General features: G+C 72.1%; 20 protein-coding genes. 12 read left to right on the top strand and 8 right to left on the bottom strand.

Features of this window, described 5'->3' with window-relative positions; translation table 11 throughout:
• Positions 1-4: 4 nt before the first annotated feature.
• Positions 5-1030 carry an alpha/beta fold hydrolase gene (locus F8R89_RS23130; protein ID WP_151785738.1) on the bottom strand — a complete coding sequence of 342 codons (1026 nt, stop codon included), beginning with the start codon at positions 1028-1030 and terminating at the stop codon, positions 5-7.
• A 290-nt stretch (positions 1031-1320) separates the two neighbouring features.
• Here F8R89_RS23130 and F8R89_RS23125 point away from each other — a divergent pair, with 290 nt between their 5' ends.
• The 4 genes from F8R89_RS23125 to F8R89_RS23110 all read left to right on the top strand — a co-directional run bounded on the left by F8R89_RS23125 (position 1321) and on the right by F8R89_RS23110 (position 3294).
• Positions 1321-1545, top strand: a complete 225-nt coding sequence (locus F8R89_RS23125; RefSeq protein ID WP_151785737.1) for a hypothetical protein — start codon at positions 1321-1323, stop codon at positions 1543-1545.
• A 208-nt stretch (positions 1546-1753) separates the two neighbouring features.
• The gene (locus tag F8R89_RS23120; protein ID WP_062668722.1) at positions 1754-2395 is read left to right on the top strand and encodes a TetR/AcrR family transcriptional regulator; all 642 of its coding nucleotides are present in this window, start codon (positions 1754-1756) and stop codon (positions 2393-2395) included.
• A gap of 194 nt (positions 2396-2589) precedes the next feature.
• On the top strand, positions 2590-2817 hold the full coding sequence (locus tag F8R89_RS23115; protein WP_062668721.1) for a DUF3107 domain-containing protein: 228 nt from the start codon (positions 2590-2592) through the stop codon (positions 2815-2817).
• Positions 2818-3024: 207 nt separating this feature from the next.
• Positions 3025-3294, top strand: a complete 270-nt coding sequence (locus F8R89_RS23110) for a hypothetical protein (RefSeq protein ID WP_151785736.1) — start codon at positions 3025-3027, stop codon at positions 3292-3294.
• 39 nt (positions 3295-3333) lie between these two features.
• Here F8R89_RS23110 and F8R89_RS23105 read toward each other — a convergent pair whose 3' ends face one another.
• Positions 3334-4098, bottom strand: a complete 765-nt coding sequence (locus F8R89_RS23105; RefSeq protein WP_151785735.1) for a ferritin-like fold-containing protein — start codon at positions 4096-4098, stop codon at positions 3334-3336.
• 474 nt (positions 4099-4572) lie between these two features.
• On the opposite strand from F8R89_RS23105, the gene F8R89_RS23100 reads away from it, so the two are divergent.
• Positions 4573-6858: a DEAD/DEAH box helicase gene (locus tag F8R89_RS23100; RefSeq protein ID WP_225994468.1), complete on the top strand. Its 2286-nt coding sequence runs from the start codon at positions 4573-4575 to the stop codon at positions 6856-6858.
• Between the two features lie 107 nt (positions 6859-6965).
• The gene (locus tag F8R89_RS23095; RefSeq protein WP_151785733.1) at positions 6966-7847 is read left to right on the top strand and encodes an alpha/beta fold hydrolase; all 882 of its coding nucleotides are present in this window, start codon (positions 6966-6968) and stop codon (positions 7845-7847) included.
• Here F8R89_RS23095 and F8R89_RS23090 read toward each other — a convergent pair.
• The gene (locus F8R89_RS23090) at positions 7844-8737 is read right to left on the bottom strand and encodes an NYN domain-containing protein (RefSeq protein ID WP_151785732.1); all 894 of its coding nucleotides are present in this window, start codon (positions 8735-8737) and stop codon (positions 7844-7846) included. The genes F8R89_RS23095 and F8R89_RS23090 overlap by 4 nt on opposite strands.
• 238 nt (positions 8738-8975) lie before the next feature.
• Here F8R89_RS23090 and F8R89_RS23085 point away from each other — a divergent pair, with 238 nt between their 5' ends.
• Entirely contained in the window at positions 8976-9128 is a 153-nt protein-coding gene (locus F8R89_RS23085; protein WP_151785731.1) for a hypothetical protein, read from the top strand.
• A gap of 88 nt (positions 9129-9216) precedes the next feature.
• Here the strand turns inward: F8R89_RS23085 and F8R89_RS23080 are convergent, their stop codons facing one another.
• The 3 genes from F8R89_RS23080 to F8R89_RS23070 all read right to left on the bottom strand — a co-directional run bounded on the left by F8R89_RS23080 (position 9217) and on the right by F8R89_RS23070 (position 11547).
• On the bottom strand, positions 9217-9822 hold the full coding sequence (locus F8R89_RS23080) for a MarC family protein (RefSeq protein WP_151785730.1): 606 nt from the start codon (positions 9820-9822) through the stop codon (positions 9217-9219).
• A gap of 112 nt (positions 9823-9934) precedes the next feature.
• Positions 9935-10792, bottom strand: coding sequence for a PHP domain-containing protein (locus F8R89_RS23075; RefSeq protein WP_151785729.1), 858 nt, complete (start codon positions 10790-10792; stop codon positions 9935-9937).
• A gap of 113 nt (positions 10793-10905) precedes the next feature.
• A complete protein-coding gene (locus F8R89_RS23070; protein ID WP_151785728.1) occupies positions 10906-11547 on the bottom strand; it encodes a DUF6758 family protein in 642 nt (213 codons plus the stop codon).
• 172 nt (positions 11548-11719) lie between these two features.
• On the opposite strand from F8R89_RS23070, the gene F8R89_RS23065 reads away from it, so the two are divergent.
• Entirely contained in the window at positions 11720-12946 is a 1227-nt protein-coding gene (locus F8R89_RS23065; protein ID WP_151785727.1) for an MFS transporter, read from the top strand.
• 41 nt (positions 12947-12987) lie between these two features.
• Here F8R89_RS23065 and F8R89_RS23060 read toward each other — a convergent pair whose 3' ends face one another.
• Positions 12988-13572, bottom strand: a complete 585-nt coding sequence (locus F8R89_RS23060) for a suppressor of fused domain protein (RefSeq protein ID WP_151785726.1) — start codon at positions 13570-13572, stop codon at positions 12988-12990.
• Positions 13573-14077: 505 nt separating this feature from the next.
• On the opposite strand from F8R89_RS23060, the gene F8R89_RS23055 reads away from it, so the two are divergent.
• The gene (locus tag F8R89_RS23055) at positions 14078-15193 is read left to right on the top strand and encodes a magnesium and cobalt transport protein CorA (RefSeq protein ID WP_151785725.1); all 1116 of its coding nucleotides are present in this window, start codon (positions 14078-14080) and stop codon (positions 15191-15193) included.
• 33 nt (positions 15194-15226) lie between these two features.
• Positions 15227-15739 (top strand): hypothetical protein, encoded by a 513-nt coding sequence (locus F8R89_RS23050; protein ID WP_151785724.1) that lies wholly within the window; start codon positions 15227-15229, stop codon positions 15737-15739.
• Positions 15740-15743: 4 nt separating this feature from the next.
• On the opposite strand, the gene F8R89_RS23045 is transcribed toward F8R89_RS23050, so the two are convergent.
• Positions 15744-16493 carry a hypothetical protein gene (locus F8R89_RS23045; RefSeq protein WP_151785723.1) on the bottom strand — a complete coding sequence of 250 codons (750 nt, stop codon included), beginning with the start codon at positions 16491-16493 and terminating at the stop codon, positions 15744-15746.
• Positions 16494-16725: 232 nt separating this feature from the next.
• Between F8R89_RS23045 and F8R89_RS23040 the strand changes: the two genes are divergently transcribed.
• Both F8R89_RS23040 and F8R89_RS23035 read left to right on the top strand, forming a co-directional pair.
• Positions 16726-18021, top strand: a complete 1296-nt coding sequence (locus F8R89_RS23040) for a magnesium transporter MgtE N-terminal domain-containing protein (RefSeq protein ID WP_151785722.1) — start codon at positions 16726-16728, stop codon at positions 18019-18021.
• On the top strand, positions 18011-18610 hold the full coding sequence (locus F8R89_RS23035; RefSeq protein WP_151785721.1) for a DUF1003 domain-containing protein: 600 nt from the start codon (positions 18011-18013) through the stop codon (positions 18608-18610). The genes F8R89_RS23040 and F8R89_RS23035 overlap by 11 nt, the downstream gene beginning before the upstream one ends.
• The last annotated feature ends 39 nt before the right edge of the window (positions 18611-18649 follow it).

Genomic DNA, 18649 nt, shown 5'->3' with positions numbered 1-18649 from the left:
CGCCTCAGCTCCCCGGGTTCTCGGTCGGGGCACCCGCGTCGGTGCCGGACGGACGCGCACCCGCGTCGGGCGCGGGGCCCTCGGCCTGCGCGAGGAGGTCGCGGAAGCCCCGCGCGACGACGTCCGGGTACTCCATCATCGCCACGTGCCCGGCCTCCGGGAGGGTCAGCAGCCGGGAGTCCCGGAAGGCGCGCGCCGCCCTGCCGGACATCCGGTGGCCGACGAGCTGGTCCTTGCCGCCGTAGATGAGCAGGGTCGGCGCCAGGACCCGCTCGGCCTGCCGCCACAGCGCGTGCTGCCCGCCCAGGGTGTAGGCGTTGACGAGCCCGCGCGCGGACCGCGTCATCGCGTCCCAGAAGTACGGCAGTTGCAGCCGCCGCTCCATCTCCGCGACGGCGTCGCGGAAGCCCTCCGGCGTCACCCGTCCCGGTTCGCCGTAGCAGAGCTGCAGCACGCCGCGGACGCGCTGCTCCGCCGTCCACTTCCGGGTGAGCCGTGTGAAGAGCGCCGTCACCCCCGGCACCGCCAGCAGCCCGGTGGGCACGGCGGTGCGCTGGACGCGGAGCTCCGGTAGCGCGGGCGACACGAGGGTGAGCGTACGGACGAGGTCGGGGCGGACGGCGGCGACGCGCGTGGAGACCGCGCCGCCGAGCGAGTTCCCGAAGAGGTGTACGGGTCCGCGGCCGGAGGCGTCCAGATAACGGATCACCGCGCGGGCGTGCGCGGTGATGGAGTAGTCGCCGTCGTCCGGTGGCGGCGAGTCGCCGAAGCCGGGCAGGTCGACGGCCTCGGAGTCGACGACGCCGTCGAGCTGCTCCATGAGCGCCGACCAGTTGAGCGAGGAGCCGCCGAGCCCGTGGACGTACAGGGCGGGCGGCAGCCCTTCGCGCGCGGGCGGGCGCGACCGCACGGTCAGCGTGACCCCGGGCAGCCCGACCGACCGCAGCCGCTCCCCCTCCGCGACCCGGACGGTCGCCACCTGGGGGAGCACATGGGCGGCCGGCACGGAGGGCAGCTCGGTCGAAGACATGCGGCAATGTTACGAGGTGATCACGCGGTGATTCATGCGTTCGCCATTGTGTTCGCCATCACAAGGCGACGCGTACATGGCAGTACGAGCGACGGGAACCGGCCACGAGGACCGCTCTGTGCGCAGGGGTCCGGAAACCGCCCGGATCGCCCGCGGACGGCCCGTCCATCGCATAGCGTCCGGATCGGGTGTCTCCTAGGCTCGTACGCAGGGCACCCGGACACGGACCCCTGTCTCGCCCGGGGACACCGCACCCCCCACGGGGACGTTCTAGGAAAGGGAGCCCCACCATGGCCGTCGATCCCACCGACCCCGAGACCTTCGTGCACGACGACTCAGAGGACGCCGAGGAGTTCGACGTCGAGGCACCGCCCGCCGACGCGGCCGAGCAGAAGGCTGACATCAAGCCGGACCGCGACGACCCGCTGACGGAGGTGGACCCGGACCGGGCCAACGAGGCCGATCTCGTCGAGCAGGCGCGCGTGGTCTCCCTCGACGAGGACGACTATCGCTGACCGGACGGCTTCGCGAGCCCCGGAACAGGGCCGCTGAACAGGAAAGAGTCGGGCACCTGCCCATTGCGGCCTGGTTTCAAACCCTCTGTGCGACTTTCGCCACCGTCCGGTCCGTGAAATTCTGCGCTCGCACCGCGCACACCCGGGTTACCGAAAAGTACGATGGCGACGCGGCGCACACCGCATGTGGACGATCTTGGGAGGCGGCGTGACAGCCATCGAGCAGACAGAGGCGGCACGCCCGCGAGGCACGCGCCTGCCGCGCCGTGCCCGACGGAACCAGCTGCTGGGCGCCGCCCAGGAAGTCTTCGTGGCGCAGGGCTACCACGCGGCCGCGATGGACGACATCGCCGAGCGCGCCGGCGTCAGCAAGCCGGTGCTCTACCAGCACTTCCCGGGCAAGCTCGACCTCTATCTCGCGCTCCTGGACCAGCACTGCGAGTCGCTGATCCAGTCGGTGCGCAGCGCGCTCGCGTCGACCACCGACAACAAGCAGCGCGTGCGCGCCACGATGGACGCCTATTTCGCGTACGTCGAGGACGACGGCGGCGCCTTCCGGCTGGTCTTCGAGTCCGACCTGACCAACGAGCCCGCCGTGCGCGAGCGCGTCGACAAGGTCACGAACGACTGCGCCGAGGCGATCTGCGACGTCATCGCCGAGGACACCGGGCTCTCGCGCGCGGAGTCGATGCTGCTGGCCTCGGGCCTCGGCGGGCTCGCGCAGGTGGTGGCCCGCTCCTGGCTGCACAGCGACCGGAGCGTCCCGCGCGACCAGGCCGTCCAGCTCCTGACGTCGCTGGCCTGGCGGGGTATCGCCGGCTTCCCGCTGCACGGCTCCGACGCGCACTGAGCCGCACACGTCACGCATCCACGCGCGCGTACGGGCCGAAGCGCCCGCACGCGCGCGTGGTGCGCGTTTGTTCCCGCCCGCTGTTCGCTCCTGGCGTGGCCCGGCGGAGCGTGGACATCCCCTCACCGGGCTAATGTGTGCTGGGTACGGCGCGCATGGTCGCGCACTTCACTGACCGTCGGAGGGACATAGCCGTGGAGGTCAAGATCGGCGTGCAGCACGCGCCCCGCGAGATCGTTCTGGAGAGCGGTCAGAGTGCCGAGGACGTGGAGCGGGCGGTGTCCGAGGCGCTGGCCGGCAAGTCTCAGCTGCTGAGCCTCGTCGACGAGCACGGCCGCAAGGTCCTCGTCCCGGCCGACCGTCTCGCGTACGTGGAGCTCGGTGAGCCGGCTCCGCGCAAGGTGGGCTTCGGCGCACTCTGAGGCAGCCGCGCCAAGGCGTGCGGAGAGGGGCCCGGCGACCACGGTCGCCGGGCCCCTCTCGCGTTCCCGCACCCCGGACGGCACCTCCAGGTCTCCTCCACGCGCGGAACACAGCCCGTTCACAGAGGAGGATTGGATTCCGCAGGTCAGGGGTATGACGGGGTACGACCGTTTCGAGCAGGTCGGCCATGTGGGAGGGACCCCAGCATGCTCTTGGAAGCGCTCAGCTCCGCGATCCTCGGCCTGGCCCTGGCGTGGGCCGCGTACAGCCGCCTGCCGCACCGCATGCCCGCCCGCTCGCTGGTCCTCTCGACCGGTGCCGGCGGCGCCCTGTTCGGCGCCTTCGTCACGGACACCGCGCTCGACTTCGGCAATCTCGCCGTGATCCTGGCCGGCTCCGCGATCGTCGCCGTCGCCTCGCTCTCCCTGCTGGTGCGCCCCGCGGGAAGACTCGGCCGCCGCTCGGCGACCGCCTGACCCGCAGGAAGCGGCCGCCCAGCGCCTTACGCGTACGTGCTAGGCCGCGAGGCCCAGCGCCGCCATCCGCTTGGTGTGCGCCTCGGTGATCCGGGAGAACATCTTGCCGACCTCCGCGAGGTCGAACCCGTCCGCGACCCCGCCCACGAGCATCGTCGACAGCGCGTCCCGGTCCGCGACCACCCGCTGCGACTGCGACAGCGCCTCACCCATCAGACGCCGTGCCCAGAGCGCGAGACGGCCGCCCACGCGCGGGTCGGCGTCGATCGCCGCGCGCACCTTCTCCACCGCGAACTCGGCATGCCCGGTGTCGTCCAGCACGGCCAGCACCAGGTCGCGGGTGTCCGAGTCGAGCCGGGCGGCGACCTCCCGGTAGAAGTCGCTGGCGATCGAGTCGCCGACGTACGCCTTGACGAGGCCCTCCAGCCAGTCCGAGGGGGCCGTCTGCCGGTGGAAGCCGTCCAGGGCGGCCACGAACGGCTCCATGGCCTCGGTGGGCTCGACGCCGATGTCGGCGAGCCGGTCCCGCAGCTTCTCGTAGTGGTGGAACTCGGCCGACGCCATCTTCGCCAGCTCCGCCTTGTCCGCGAGCGTCGGCGCCAGCTTGGCGTCCTCCGCCAGCCGCTCGAACGCCGCCAGCTCGCCGTAGGCCAGCGCGCCGAGCAGGTCGACGACGGCGGCCCGGTACTGGGGATCGGCGGAGGCCTTCGCCCAGTCCTGGGCGGCGACCCCGGTGCGTGCGACGGGGGTGTCGGCGGTGTCCGCGGCGTCAGAGGTGTTGTCAGGCGTCGTCATGAAGCGCACAATAGCCCGCTCGGTGCGTGACGGAAGTCCCTGGTCAATCAGTGTGACGACGACTACGTGACCAATTCGGCCATCGCATGTGCGCGATTCCGGGGTATGGTGGTAATGCGCCCGCTGAGTACTTTGACGTACCCGACGGGCCGCGCGTTATGAGGATGCCCGGTCGGTGGCCCGATCGGCTCCGACCCGACAGCCCTCCCCGGTCGTACGGCACCATGCGTACGACGACCGGAGGGACACCCTCAGCGGTACGAGCGCTAGAGCGTCGGCAGTGGTCCCGTGCCTTACGGTCCCGCCGTACGGCAGCCGACGTCCCCGGCACGGTCCGTCAAGACCCCCCGCGCGCTCGCCTCGCACCGCGTACACAGAAGAGGCAGCACCCTGACTACGACTTTCCGAGAGCTCGGAATCCTTCCCGAGACCGCCGAGGCCCTGGAGGCCGTCGGCATCGTCACCCCCTTCCCCATCCAGGAGATGACCCTCCCCGTCGCCCTCTCGGGCACGGACGTCATCGGCCAGGCGAAGACCGGCACCGGCAAGACGCTGGGCTTCGGCCTCCCCCTCCTGGAGCGGGTCACCGTCCCCGCCGACGTCGAGGCGGGCCGCGCCCGTCCCGACGCGCTCACCGACGCCCCGCAGGCGCTCGTCGTCGTCCCCACGCGCGAGCTGTGCCAGCAGGTCACCAACGACCTGCTGACCGCGGGCAAGGTCCGCAACGTCCGCGTCCTCGCCATCTACGGCGGCCGCGCCTACGAGCCGCAGGTCGAGGCCCTGAAGAAGGGCGTCGACGTCGTCGTCGGCACCCCCGGCCGCCTGCTCGACCTCGCGGGCCAGAAGAAGCTCGACCTCAAGCACATCAAGGCACTCGTCCTCGACGAGGCCGACGAGATGCTGGACCTGGGCTTCCTGCCCGACGTCGAGAAGATCATCAACCTGCTTCCGGCCCGCCGCCAGACCATGCTGTTCTCGGCGACCATGCCGGGCGCGGTCATCGGCCTCGCGCGCCGCTACATGTCGCAGCCGACGCACATCCGCGCCACCGCGCCGGACGACGAGGGCAAGACGGTCGCGAACACCGCGCAGTTCGTCTACCGCGCGCACAACATGGACAAGCCCGAGATGGTCGCGCGCATCCTGCAGGCCGAGGGCCGGGGACTGGCCATGGTCTTCTGCCGCACCAAGCGCACCGCGGCCGACCTCGCCGACCAGCTCCAGCAGCGCGGCTTCGCGGCCGGCGCGGTCCACGGCGACCTCGGCCAGGGCGCCCGTGAGCAGGCGCTGCGCGCCTTCCGCAACGGCAAGGTGGACGTCCTCGTCTGCACCGACGTCGCCGCGCGCGGCATCGACGTCGAGGGCGTCACGCACGTCGTCAACTACCAGTCGCCCGAAGAGGAGAAGACGTACCTGCACCGCATCGGCCGCACCGGCCGCGCGGGCGCCAAGGGCATCGCGATCACCCTCGTCGACTGGGACGACATCCCGCGCTGGCAGCTGATCAACAAGGCGCTGGAGCTCGACTTCAACGACCCGCCGGAGACGTACTCCACGTCCCCGCACCTCTTCGAGGACCTGAAGATCCCCGCCGGCACCAAGGGTGTCCTGCCCCGCTCGGAGCGCACGCGCGCCGGGCTGGCGGCGGAGGAGCTGGAGGACCTCGGCGAGACCGGTGGCCGCGGCGCCCGTGGCCGGGGTGGCCGAGGCGGCCGGGACGACTCCCGTACCGCGGAGCGTGAGCGCCCGGCGCGCACGCCGCGCCGCCGTCGCCGCACCCGCGGCGGCACCCCGCTGGACGCCGAGTCGGCGCCCGCCGTCACCGGTACGCCGGAGGAGGCGGCCCCCGCGGAGTCCGCGACCGAGTCGCGCACGCCCCGCCGCCGTCGCCGCACGCGCGGCGGAGCGTCGGCCGAGGCGTCCCTTACGGCCGCCGCGCCGGCCCCCCAGGAGGCCGAGGCCGCCGTCGCCACCGCCGAGGGCCCGGCCCTGGAGACCGGCGAGGAGACCGCGGCGAAGCCGCGCCGTCGCCGCACCCGCAAGTCGGCGGAGGCGCAGACGGCACCGGTGGCCGAGGCCGCCGAGGAGACCGTGCGGGCGTCCGAGCCGGTCGCCGAGGCACCGGTGACCGAGGCGCCGGTGACCGAGGAGGCCCCCGCGGCCGCCCCGCGCCGCCGGACCCGGAAGACCGCCGCGCCGGCCGAGGCCGCCGTCGACACGGCCGAGGGCGCCGAGGCCAAGCCCAAGGCCCGCCGCACCCGCAAGACCGCGGCGACCGCCGAGGCGGCCGACATCCCGGCGCAGACGGCTCAGGAGCCGGAGGCCGCCGAGGCCAAGCCCAAGGCCCGCCGCACCCGCAAGGCCGCCGCGACCGCCGAAGCGGCCGTCGACACCGCCGAGGGCGCGCAGGCCAAGCCGAAGACGCGCCGCACGCGGAAGACCGCCGAGGCTCCGGCCGACGCGGCCGAGACGGCTGCCGAGCCCAAGCCGCGCCGGACCCGCAAGGCCGCCGCGACCGCCGAGGCCGCCGTCGACACCGCCGAGGGCGCTGAGGCCAAGCCGAAGACGCGCCGCACGCGGAAGACCGCGGCGACCGCCGAGGCGGCCGACATCCCGGCCCAGGCCACGCAGGAGCCGGCGGCCCCCCGCCGCCGTACCCGCAAGGCCGCGGCCGCCGAGGAGACCGTGGCGACGGCCGCCGAGGCGAAGCCGAAGGTGCGCCGCGCCCGCAAGGCGACGGCAGCCGCCGAGGAGCCCGCGGAGAGCTGACCCGCGTCACGCCGACGGCCCGGCCCCACCGAGAGGGGGGCCGGGCCGTCGGCGTTCCCGGGCTCCCGTGCGGTCCGGGGCGGGGCGTACCGGTTACCCTCCCCCTCGTGAGCACCGAACCCGTCCACACCCCGCCTCCCGGCTCCCGCGCCTACCCGCTGCGCACCGACCGCGGCGCCTTCGCCGTCGTCGACTGCCCCGTCGCGCCCGGGGTGCGGCCCCGCGGGGTCGCGCTGATGCTGCCCGGGTTCACCGGCAGCAAGGAGGACTTCACCCTGATGCAGGGGCCGCTGGCGGAGCGCGGCTACCGCACGGTGGCCGTCGACGGGCGGGGCCAGCACGAGTCGGACGGGCCCGAGCATGACGAATCGGCGTACGAGCGGGGCGAGTTGGCGCGGGACGTGCTCGCCCAGGCGGCGGCCCTCGGCCCCCTGGACACCCCGCTGCACCTGTTCGGCCACTCGCTGGGCGGCCAGATCGCCCGCGCGGCCGTCCTCCTCGACCACACGCCGTTCCGGTCGCTGACCCTGATGGCGTCGGGTCCCGCGCAGATCTCCGACTCCCAGCAGCAGCGCGTGAAGCTGCTGAGGGACGCGCTCGCGGTGATGACCATGGCCGAGACCTGGGAGGCGATCCTCGCCATGGGGCCGCCCGAGGAGGTCGGCGGCCCGGCGCGCGGCATCGGCGGCCCCGACCTGCTGCGCCGCCGCTGGCTGGGCACCAAGCCGGCGCAACTCCTGGCGACGGGACGTCAGTTGTGCGCGGAGCCGGACCGGGTGGACGAACTTGCCGCGCTGCCGCTGCCGTTCCACGTCCTGTCGGGAGCCGGCGACGACACCTGGCCGGTCTCCGTCCTGGACGACATGGCCGTACGACTGCACGCGCACCGGACGGTGATCCCGGGCGCCGAGCACTCCCCGAACGCCGACCGGCCCCTGCCGACCGCCCGGGCGACGGCCGACTTCTGGGACGAGGTCACCGGGGGTTAATACTGCGTCTGCAGGTGCTCCCAGAAGCCGTCGCGCAGTGCGCGGCGCAGGTCGGCCTGGCCGCGCAGGGAGTACTGGAGCAGTCCCTCCGCCTCGACGAGCAGGTCCTGGTCGACGGAGCCCGGAAGGTACGGGTGGCCGGGCAGCAGCTCGACCAGTGACTCGCGTCCTCGCGCCGCGAGCCACTTGGCCGCGATCTGCGCGCCGACGAACCGTACGTCCTCCCGGGTGGGCCGGGCGGCCGGGGCCTCGTAGGCGGCGGAGGTGCGCCGGGAGACGTACGGCTTGAAGAAGTCGAGGTCGAGGGTGCGCTGGCTGTCGACCTCCCAGAGCAGCGGCTCGGCCTGGTTGCGGCCCTCCGGCGCCTCGATGCCCCACAGGTGGACGCGTGCCCCGTAGCCCTGGGCCGCCTCGACCGCCGACACCAGGTCCTCGTCGCCGCCGAGGAGGGCGGCGTCGCTGATGGCGCGGTGCCGGGCCAGGGACTCCAGGTCGGTCCGGATGAGGGAGTCGACGCCCTTCTGCTGGTTGTGGGCGTTGAGGTTGCCCAGGCGCACCTTGACGTCGGGGAGTTCGGCGATCGACTGCTGTTCCGCGGTGTGGATGCGGCGCCGGGCGCCGTCGTACCAGTAGACGCGCAGCAGCCGGCTGTCGGCGAAGATCGTGCGGGCGCGGTCGATGAGGGCCTCGATCAGTCCCTCGGCGTCCAGGTCGAAGGCCCGGCGGTCCTCCGTGCCGGCGACGAGGCGCCCGGCGGCGGCGTAGAGGTAGCCCGCGTCGACGAAGATCGCGTGAGTGGAGGGCGTCTTCGCCACCTCGGCGAGCATGCGCAGCAGCAGCTCGTTCGTGTGGTCGATGCGGGCGGCGAGCGCCGCCAGGTCGTCGTTCATCGCCTCCATTGTCCCGGCGGTCACGCTGCGAACACAACTGGTCCCGGTCGGTCTCTGCTTGATCGTTCCACGATCCCTTACCGGTCAGTAGTTAGTCGTTCGAAAAATTTCTTTAGCGTAGGGAATGTTCGTAACACGCGAACCGTTGGATAGGTATGGAACCGGGAGCGCTGGTGCTCGTGGGGCCTCCACCCAGATGTTCTCCTCAGGAGGATGACCAGACGAAGGGAGAAGCCATATGCGCTTCGAGATCATGCGACTCGACGAGCTCGACGGCACGCCCGTGGACAGCACTGTCGTAGACGCCGCCTCCGTCAACCGGATCGTTCAGCAGGCTGCCGCCACAGGGCAGCGACTCTGGATCCGCCCGGCCGACACCTCGGCCTCGTAACGCGCGCGGATCGACGCGAAGCTTCAGGGCCCCGTACGGCACGACGCCGTACGGGGCCCTTTGGTGTGTCCTTGCGCCCAGGGGCGCCTCAGCTCCCCTGGATGACCTGGGTGACGCCGTTGATGATCTGCTGGACGGCGATCGCGGAGAGCATCATGCCCGCGAGCCGCGTCACGAGGACCACTCCCCCGTCCTTGATGACCCGGATGATCAGCAGCGAGTACCGCATCACGAGCCACAGCACCACGTGGATGGCGAGGATCGCCGTCCACACCGACACCTGGGTGCCGACGGTGTCCGCCTTCTGCACGGCGAGGATCACGGAGACGATCGCGCCTGGCCCGGCCAGCAGCGGCATGCCGAGCGGGACGAGGGCGACGTTCACGTCCTTGGTCTGCTGCGGCTCGTCCGTCTTGCCGGTGAGCAGGTCGAGCGCGATGAGCAGGAGCAGCAGACCGCCGGCGATCATCAGCGCCGGCACGGAGACGTGCAGATAGTCGAGGATCTGGTGGCCGAGGAGCCCGAAGACGGCGATCACGCCGCCCGCCACGCAGACGGCCTGGAAGGCCATCCGCCGCTGCACCTTGGCGGGCCGGCCGGCGGTGAGCGCGAGGAAGATCGGGGTGATCCCGGGGGGATCCATGATCACGAAGAGGGTGAGGAAGAGCGAGCCGAAGACGGCGACGTCGAACATGGGATGAGCAGTGCCTTGCGCAGGGGCGTGCCGCCGTGACCGGGCGCCCGCGGGGGCGGACGGGTGGGCACGGCGGACGGCGCCGGGTGGATCGGACGGGCGGGTGAGGGTCTCAGACTCCGCCGGTACCGGGGACGGGGAACGCGCCGGTGGCCCGCCGCGTGATCTCGCCGTACACCTCGGGGTCGGTCGTGTACTCGCCGAGGACGCAGGTCTTGCGGCTGCCGTGGTAGTCGCTCGAACCGGTCGTCAGCAGGCCGAGCTCCTGGGCGAGCCCGCGCAGCCGCGTACGGGTGCCGGGGTCGTGGTCCATGTGGTCGACCTCGATGCCGTCGAGGCCGGCGGCGGCCAGCTCGGCGATCGTGGACTCCGGGACCGTACGGCCGCGCTTGCTCGCGGCGGGGTGGGCGAAGACGGTGACGCCCCCGGCGGCCTTGACCAGCCGGACGGCCTCGAAGGGATCCGTCTCGTGCTTGCGCACATGGGCCCGGCCGCCGTCGGCCAGCCAGTCCCGGGTGAAGGCCTCGTCCACACTCCCCACGACGCCGAGCTCGACGAGCGCGGAGGCGACGTGCGGGCGGCCGACCGAGCCGCCGCCGGCGATCCGGCTCACCTGCTCCCAGGTGACGGGCACGCCCAGCTCGTTCAGCTTGGCGACCATGGCCTGGGCGCGCGGCACCCGGTCGTCGCGCACCAGCTCGCGCTCGGCGAGCAGGGCGGGCTCCTCGGGGTCGAAGAGGTAGGCCAGCAGATGCATGCTGACGCCGTCGACACGGCAGGACAGCTCGGCGCCCGTGACGAGCGTGAGGCCCTCCGGCAGCGCGGCGATCGCCTCGGCGTAGCCACGGGTCGTGTCGTGGTCGGTGAGGGCGACGACGTCCAGCCCGGCCCCGGCGGCCTTACGCACCAGCTCGGCGGGGCTGTCCGTGCCGTCGGACGCGGTGGAGTGGGTGTGCAGGTCGATACGCACGACGCGGACTCCAGTCGGGACGGCACGGAAGGGACCGCACAAGGATAGCCGTATTTCCGGCCACGCCTGTCACACCCGCACGGTACCGGCGCCCCCTACACGGGGGTGCCCTGCTACGGCTCGAGCAGACGCGGGGAGAGCGCCCCGCAGGGGACGAGTTCCACCTCGGCGCCGGCGTCCCGCAGATCGGTCAGCACCAGTTCGTCGTACATCAGCAGCCCGGACTGCTCGGGCCACATGATCGCCCACAGCCACACCCCGAGCGCCTCGCCGGCGAAGACGGCACGGTCGTCGGGAGTGCCGGAGACATGCCAGAGCGGGGTCGGGCGGCCGGTGGCGAGGACCTTGGCCTGCGGCGGCTTCTCGACGTCGAGGTACGGCCCGGGGTCGGGTCCGTCGATCCCGGCGTAGCGGGCGCCGAGCCCGACGCCGAGCTCCTCGGCGACCAGGATCAGCTCGCCGGGGCCGCCGAGCGGTCCGGGCCCGGAACAGGCCACGGCGCTCGCGCGTCCGCCGCTGCGGTCGTCGCCCGCGCTGGCGACGCCCGTGAACAGCCACCCGATCGGCAGCGGCCACGGCATCCACACGGGCACCCGTGTGCGGTGCACGACCACTCCGAGCGCCTCGACGCTCGGCGGGATCACGGGCTGCACCGGGTGCACGGTGCCGTGCACGTCGCACTGCCAGGTGTCGGCGAAGAGTCCGGGAGCCCTGACCCGGCCACCGCACTTCGGGCAACTGGGTTCGCCCCTCATAGGGCCCCACGGTCCTACCCCATCCGCGCCACGTCAAGGACGATCACCCGTCCGGACGGAAGGCGTGGACCGGCATATATAGATGTAGCTTGCATTAATTAGGCTAGCTAATCTAATCTGTTCAGGTACCAACCACCTTCACCGACTGTCCCAGTCCTGATTGGAGAACGGCATGGACCCCCTCGACGCGGGATCCGGCAGCATCCTCCGGCAGCCCAAGGCCGTCTGGGCCACCGCGGGCGCGTCCGTCGTCGCCTTCATGGGCATCGGGCTCGTCGACCCGATCCTGCCGTCCATCGCGAGCGGCCTGGACGCCACGGCCGGCCAGGTCTCGCTGCTCTTCACCTCGTACTTCCTGATCACCGCCGTGGCGATGCTGCTCACCGGCTTCGTCTCCAGCCGGATCGGCGGTCGCAAGACGCTGCTGCTCGGTCTGGCGCTGGTCGTCGTCTTCGCGGCCCTCGCCGGCACCTCCGGCTCGGTCGGCGAACTGGTCGGGTTCCGGGCCGGCTGGGGTCTGGGCAACGCGCTCTTCGTCTCCACCGCGCTCGCCGTGATCGTCGGAGCCGCGGCCGGCGGCAGCGCGGCGGCGATCCTGCTGTACGAGTCCGCCCTCGGGCTCGGCATGGCCTGCGGCCCGCTGCTGGGGGCGCTGCTCGGCGACGCCAGCTGGCGCTACCCGTTCTTCGGCACCGCGTTCCTGATGGCCGTCGGTTTCCTGTGCATCACGGCGTTCCTCAAGGAGCAGCCCAGGCCGGCCACCAAGACCTCGGTGCTCGACCCGATCCGCGCGCTCGGCCACGGCGGCCTGGCGTCGGCGGCGGCCTCGGCGTTCTTCTACAACTACACGTTCTTCACCGTGCTGGCCTTCACGCCGTTCGTGCTGGACATGAGCCCGTACCGGTCGGGCGCGGTGTTCTTCGCGTGGGGTGTGCTGCTCGCCGTGTTCTCGGTGATCGTGGCCCCGCGTCTGCAGGAGCGCTTCGGCTCGCTGCGGGTGCTCGGCGGCTCGCTCGTCCTGCTCGCGGCCGACGTGCTGGTCCTCGGCTACGGCGACCACACGACCGCCGTGGTCTGCACGATCCTGTCGGGTGCGTTCATCGGCGTGAACAACACCGTCTACACCGAGCTGGCCCTCGGCGTGTCGGACGCGCCGCGCCCGGTGGCCAGCGCCGGCTACAACTTCGTCCGCTGGTTCGCGGCGGCCGCGGCGCCGTTCTTCGCCCCGCGGATCGAGGAGTGGACCGGCAGCCTGCGGGTGCCGTTCGTGGTGGCGGCCGTCACGGCGGTGCTGGGCGCGCTCGTCGTCCTCGTCCGCCGCAGGGCGCTCACACTGGAGGCCGAGGAGCACGCCACGCGGCACGCGACCGAGGACAGCGTCACCGTGTTCGCCAACTGACGCTTCTCCAGGGCTCTTCGGTGAGATCGCTCACGTGACGCTCACGTCAGCGGGACGGACGTGCGGGTGGGATCCCGCAGGTCCGTCCCGTGCGTCAGCCAGCGCTCCTGGAGGGCCTGGGCGCCGTGCACACGCTTCCAGGCGGCCTCGTTCGGTGTCATCGGGAGCAGCGGCAGGAAGCTCACCGGGTCCAGCGGGGCGTCGAGGTCCAGGTCCTCCACGAGACCGCCCGGCTCGGCGACCAGGACCGAGGTGAACGGGGCGCCGGGCCACAGGGGTTCACCGACGTCGAGGGAGGCGCCGGGCGCCACGACGACACCCTCCACCTGCGGGGACGCGGCGAGCACCGCGAGCGGGCGCAGCACCTTGTCGGTGTCGGCGAGTCCGGCGCGGACGGACAGGACCAGCTCGGCGCGGGGGCCCTTCACGGGGTCGGCGATCACGGCCGTCGGGTCCGTCATGGGGTGCGCGGACATGCCGAGGGTCGCGTAGCGGACGATGTCGCCCTCCTGGAAGCGGAGCACCTCGACGCGGTCGGTGCCGAGGAAGGTGACCGCCGCGCGGGCGTCCGGTTCGCCGAGGGCGGTGCGGAGCCGGGCCTCGACCAGGGGAAGAACATCAGCCATGTCGCGAGCATAGAACTCGTCAGGACGCGGCAAAGCAGCGCCTTGACACTTCAGTCGGCTGATACTCTTGCCCGGTGTTCGGGCAGCGTGCCGAGGCATCGCGAACGAGTCCCGACGCCTGAATACTCCCGTACGGGGAACCCCTTAGGGGTATGGAACGTCCCTCACGAGGGACCGGCCGGAGGAGGTGGGGCTGTCATGGATCGAAGTCGACCGTGCAGTACCACTCGCTCTTCCCGCCGTTGATGTAGCTGGTTCGGCTGTTCCGGCTCCGGCTGACCGCCGCCTTTCACGCTCGTGTTCCTGACGCGGAAGAGCACTTCGTTTCGCTTTGCCTGATCGGTCTGATCTGTTTCAGCAACGAAGCCCATCACCGCAACGGTGCGGTGCTCCCCGCTTTGTGGACGTACCAAACATCCTGAGGTCAGGACGTCCTCATTCCGGGCAGTTCCATCCGTGCGGCGGTACGCGCGCGCTTCGTTGCCCGTCGCGAAGGAGCCTGCTCATGTCGATGATCCGCGACCTGCGTGCCGTGGTCCGTCCGTCCCGCATCTCGCTGCGCAAGGAGAGCGGCCCGTACGAGACCACCCGTGACCCCGCGACGCCCTCCGCCGTCGTCGACTGCGCCGTGTACCGCGACGGCGCCCGCGTGGCGACCGCGACACCGCTGACGCCCCACGAGGCGATGCGCCAGGTGCGCCGCGACGGAGGCTTCGTCTGGATCGGGCTCCACGAGCCCACCGAGGCCGAATTCGCCGGTATCGCGGGCGAGTTCGGGCTGCACCCGCTGGCCGTCGAGGACGCCGTGCAGGCGCACCAGCGGCCCAAGCTGGAGCGCTACGACGACACGCTGTTCACCGTCTTCAAGACGGTCCACTACATCGAGCACGACCGGCTCACCGCCAACAGCGAGGTCGTGGAGACCGGTGAGGTGATGTGCTTCACCGGCCGGGACTTCTTCATCACCGTCCGGCACGGCGGCCAGGGCTCGCTGCGCGCGCTGCGGCACCGCCTCCAGGACGACCCCGAGCTGCTCGCGAAGGGCCCGTCCGCGGTGCTGCACGCCATCGCCGACCATGTGGTGGACGGCTACATCGCCGTCGCCGACGCCGTGCAGGACGACATCGACGAGGTGGAGACCGAGGTCTTCTCGCCGGGCCGCAAGGGCGCGCCGCGCGGCACGGACGCCGGCCGGATCTACCAACTCAAGCGCGAGGTACTGGAGTTCAAGCGGGCCGTGTCGCCGCTGCTGCGCCCGATGCAGCTGCTGAGCGAGCGGCCGATGCGGCTGATCGACCCCGACATCCAGAAGTACTTCCGGGACGTCGCCGACCACGTCGCGCGCGTGCACGAGCAGGTCATCGGCTTCGACGAGCTGCTGAACTCGATCCTCCAGGCCAACCTCGCGCAGGCGTCCGTCGCGCAGAACGAGGACATGCGCAAGATCACCTCGTGGGCGGCGATCATCGCCGTCCCGACGATGGTCTGCGGGGTGTACGGCATGAACTTCGACTACATGCCGGAGACGCACTGGAAGTACGGCTACCCGGTGATCCTCAGCGTGACGGTGGCGATCTGTCTGGGCATCCACCGCACGCTCAAGCGCAACGGCTGGCTCTGATCCGGCCGGGCCCCGCTGGATAGGCTGGGGGCCATGACAAGCGAGCTGCTCGACCAGGCCCTCGTCGAGGAGGCCACGAAGAAGTCCGGGCTCGTCTGGGTCGCGGCGCCCGGTGTCCCGGCGCGCGCGCTGTGGCACGTGTGGCACGAGGGTGCCGCGTGTGTCGTGGGCGACGGCCCGGGTGAGCAGCCGCTTCCCGGCCTGGCCGACGGGGCCGCCGTCGAGGTCACCGTGCGCAGCAAGGACAAGGGCGGCCGGCTGGTGTCCTGGCCGGCGCGGGTCGTGGAGCTGGCGGCGCGGACCGAGGCGTGGGAGGCCGCCGTCGCCGACCTCAAGGGCAAGCGCCTGAACGCCCCGGACGGCGAGGCGATGCCCGAGCGCTGGGCGCGTGAGTGCCGGGTGCTGCGCCTGGAGCCGGCGGGAGCGCCGGCCCCGCTGCCCGACGGCTCCCTCGCCGAGGTCCCCGTCCCGACACCGGCGACGACCCGACGCCCCGTCCCGGCGGGACTCCCCCGCCTGCTGGCGAAGCGCCGCGGGCGGGGCTGAGCGGTCAGGACGACGGCAGCTGCTTGCCGTAGTCCACGGTGTCGTCCTTGTTCGGCTTCTCCAGCGGGAAGTCCTTGCCCCACGCGGAGAAGGTGAGGGTGCCGGCGCCGCCCGCGCGGGTCAGGAGCAGCGGGTAGGGCTTGCCCTCCAGGGAGACGTCGAGGGTGCCGCCGTCGCCGCCGTCCCCGGAGAGCCGGATGGTGCGCAGGCCCGCCTGCTCGTGGTGCCCGTCCGTGGTGACCTCGCCGTGCAGCGCCAGCAGCCCGTCGAGCAGCACGTCCTTCTCGGTGAACCCGCTGAACTTCTTGTACGAGGGATCACCCTGGGGCACCTTCACGTACTTGCCGTCCAGCTTGTCGACGGCCCCGGCGTCCGTCTTGCCGCCGGTGCCCGCGTCGCTCCAGAAGCCGGCGTCGGCCTTCAGGAACAGCTGCTCGCCGACGCGCAGCAGATGGAACGTGGAGCCGCGCGCGGTGACCGAGCCGGTCGCGCCGTCGGCCTTCAGCCGCATGTCGAGCCGGTAGGTGCGTCCGCTGGTGACCACGTTCCCGGAGAGGTGCACCGCCTGGGCGGAGTCGGCGGCGGCCCGGGTCTTGCGCTGGATCTCGGCCGGCGGCAGTTTGCCGACCCCGTTCGTCCCCGCGTCCGGGTCCTCGCTGCCGCATCCCGTCAGCCCCGTCGCCGACACGACCAGGGCGCACATGGCGGACACCAGCGCGGCCTTGCGGGGGCGGCCGTGGGGAATCGCAGTCACAGGTGGGGCTGCCTTTCTGTCGTGGTACCCGAGCGGCGTACGGCAGCGTACCGGGGCGCGGGGCCCTGGACGGAGCCAGTCCGTCCGGACCGCTCACCAGGGCGGACCGGATGCGGACGGGCTAGCCTGAAGCCCACTTGAGCGGGCATTTGGGAAAGGGCGCCCACGGCGCGGCACCCCGTCCCAGCAGCATCAGCAATTCGGCCGACCCGCACACAGAGGAGCCTCAGTCATGGCAGCCGGCGTCCCCCGGATCTTCGTCTCGCACCTCGCCGGTGTCGCCGTGTTCGACCCGAACGGCGACCAGGTGGGCCGGGTGCGGGACCTGGTCGTCATGCTGCGCGTGGGCCGGCGCCCGCCGCGGCTGCTCGGCCTGGTCGTCGAACTGTCCACCCGGCGCCGTATCTTCCTGCCGATGACCCGGGTGACCAGCATCGAGTCCGGCCAGGTCATCACGACCGGGGTGCTGAACGTCCGCCGGTTCGAGCAGCGGCCCACCGAGCGGCTGGTCTTCGGCGAACTGCTGGACCGGCGCGTCAAGCTGGTGGAGACCGACGAGGAGGTCACCGTCCTGGACCTGTCGGTGCAGCAGCTGCCCGCCCGTCGGGACTGGGAGATCGACAAGGTGTTCGTCCGCAAGGGCGGTAGGGGCGGCGCCTTCCGGCGGGCCAAGGGCGAGTCGCTGACGGTCGAGTGGTCCGCGGTCACCGGCTTCTCCCTGGAGGAGCAGGGGCAGGGCGCGGAGAACCTGCTGGCCACGTTCGAGCAGCTGCGGCCCGCCGACCTCGCCAACGTGCTGCACCACCTCTCCCCCAAGCGCCGCGCCGAGGTCGCCGCCGCCCTGGACGACGACCGCCTCGCCGACGTGCTGGAGGAGCTGCCGGAGGACGACCAGATCGAGATCCTCGGCAAGCTGAAGCAGGAGCGCGCCGCCGACGTCCTGGAGGCCATGGACCCGGACGACGCGGCCGACCTGCTCAGCGAGCTGCCCCCGGACGAGCAGGAGCGGCTGCTGAACCTGATGCAGCCCTCGGACGCGGCCGACATGCGCCGTCTGATGGCGTACGAGGAGCACACCGCGGGCGGTCTGATGACGACCGAGCCGATCATCCTGCGGCCCGACGCCACCGTCGCCGACGCGCTCGCCCGTATCCGGCACCCCGACCTGTCCCCGGCCCTGGCCGCCCAGGTCTACGTCTGCCGTCCGCCCGACGAGACGCCGACCGGCAAGTACCTCGGCACGGTCCACTTCCAGCGGCTGCTGCGCGACCCCCCGTACACCCTGGTCAGTTCCATGGTGGACGAGGCGCTGGAGGCCCTGGAGCCGGACGCGACGCTGCCGGTCGTCGCCGGGTTCTTCGCGACGTACGACATGGTCGCGGCCCCCGTCGTCGACGACTCGGGGTCGCTGCTGGGCGCGGTGACCGTGGACGACGTCCTGGACCACATGCTGCCCGACGACTGGCGGGAGACCGAGTTCCACCTGGACGAGGACTCCGGCGAGGGGAGCGGCACGGATGGCTCCTGAGCGCGAGAGCGGCGGACGCGAGCGCGCCACGGCGGGCGCGACCGCCGCCGGACGGGGACCGCGGACCCGGCTGGACCAGCCGCGCCCGCCGCGCCGCCGCATCCTGCCCGAGTGGGACCCGGACGCCTTCGGGCGCCTGTCGGAGCGGGTCGCCCGGTTCATCGGCACCGGGCGGTTCCTGGTGTGGATGACGGTCGTGATCATCCTGTGGGTGCTGTGGAACATCGCGGCGCCCAGCGAGCTGCGCTTCGACGAGTACCCGTTCATCTTCCTGACGCTGGCCCTGTCCCTGCAGGCGTCGTACGCGGCCCCGCTGATCCTGCTCGCTCAGAACCGGCAGGATGACCGGGACCGGGTCAACCTCGAACAGGACCGCAAGCAGAACGAGCGGTCGATCGCCGACACCGAGTTCCTGACCCGCGAGGTCGCGGCGCTGCGGGTCAACCTGGGCGAGGTCGCCACCCGTGACTGGATGCGCTCGGAGCTGCAGGACCTGATGAAGGAACTGGAGGAACGCCAGAACGGGCACCGCGACCGCGGGGTATTCCCGGCGGATCGGTCGCCGGGACGTGACGTAGACGACCGCTGACGGCCTTACCGGGGCATGGCTACCGGGCCGTACCATCGT

Origin of the sequence: Streptomyces sp. SS1-1 (assembly GCF_008973465.1) — a bacterium.
GTDB lineage: Bacteria > Actinomycetota > Actinomycetes > Streptomycetales > Streptomycetaceae > Streptomyces.
This window is presented reverse-complemented; position numbering and strand designations above follow the sequence as displayed.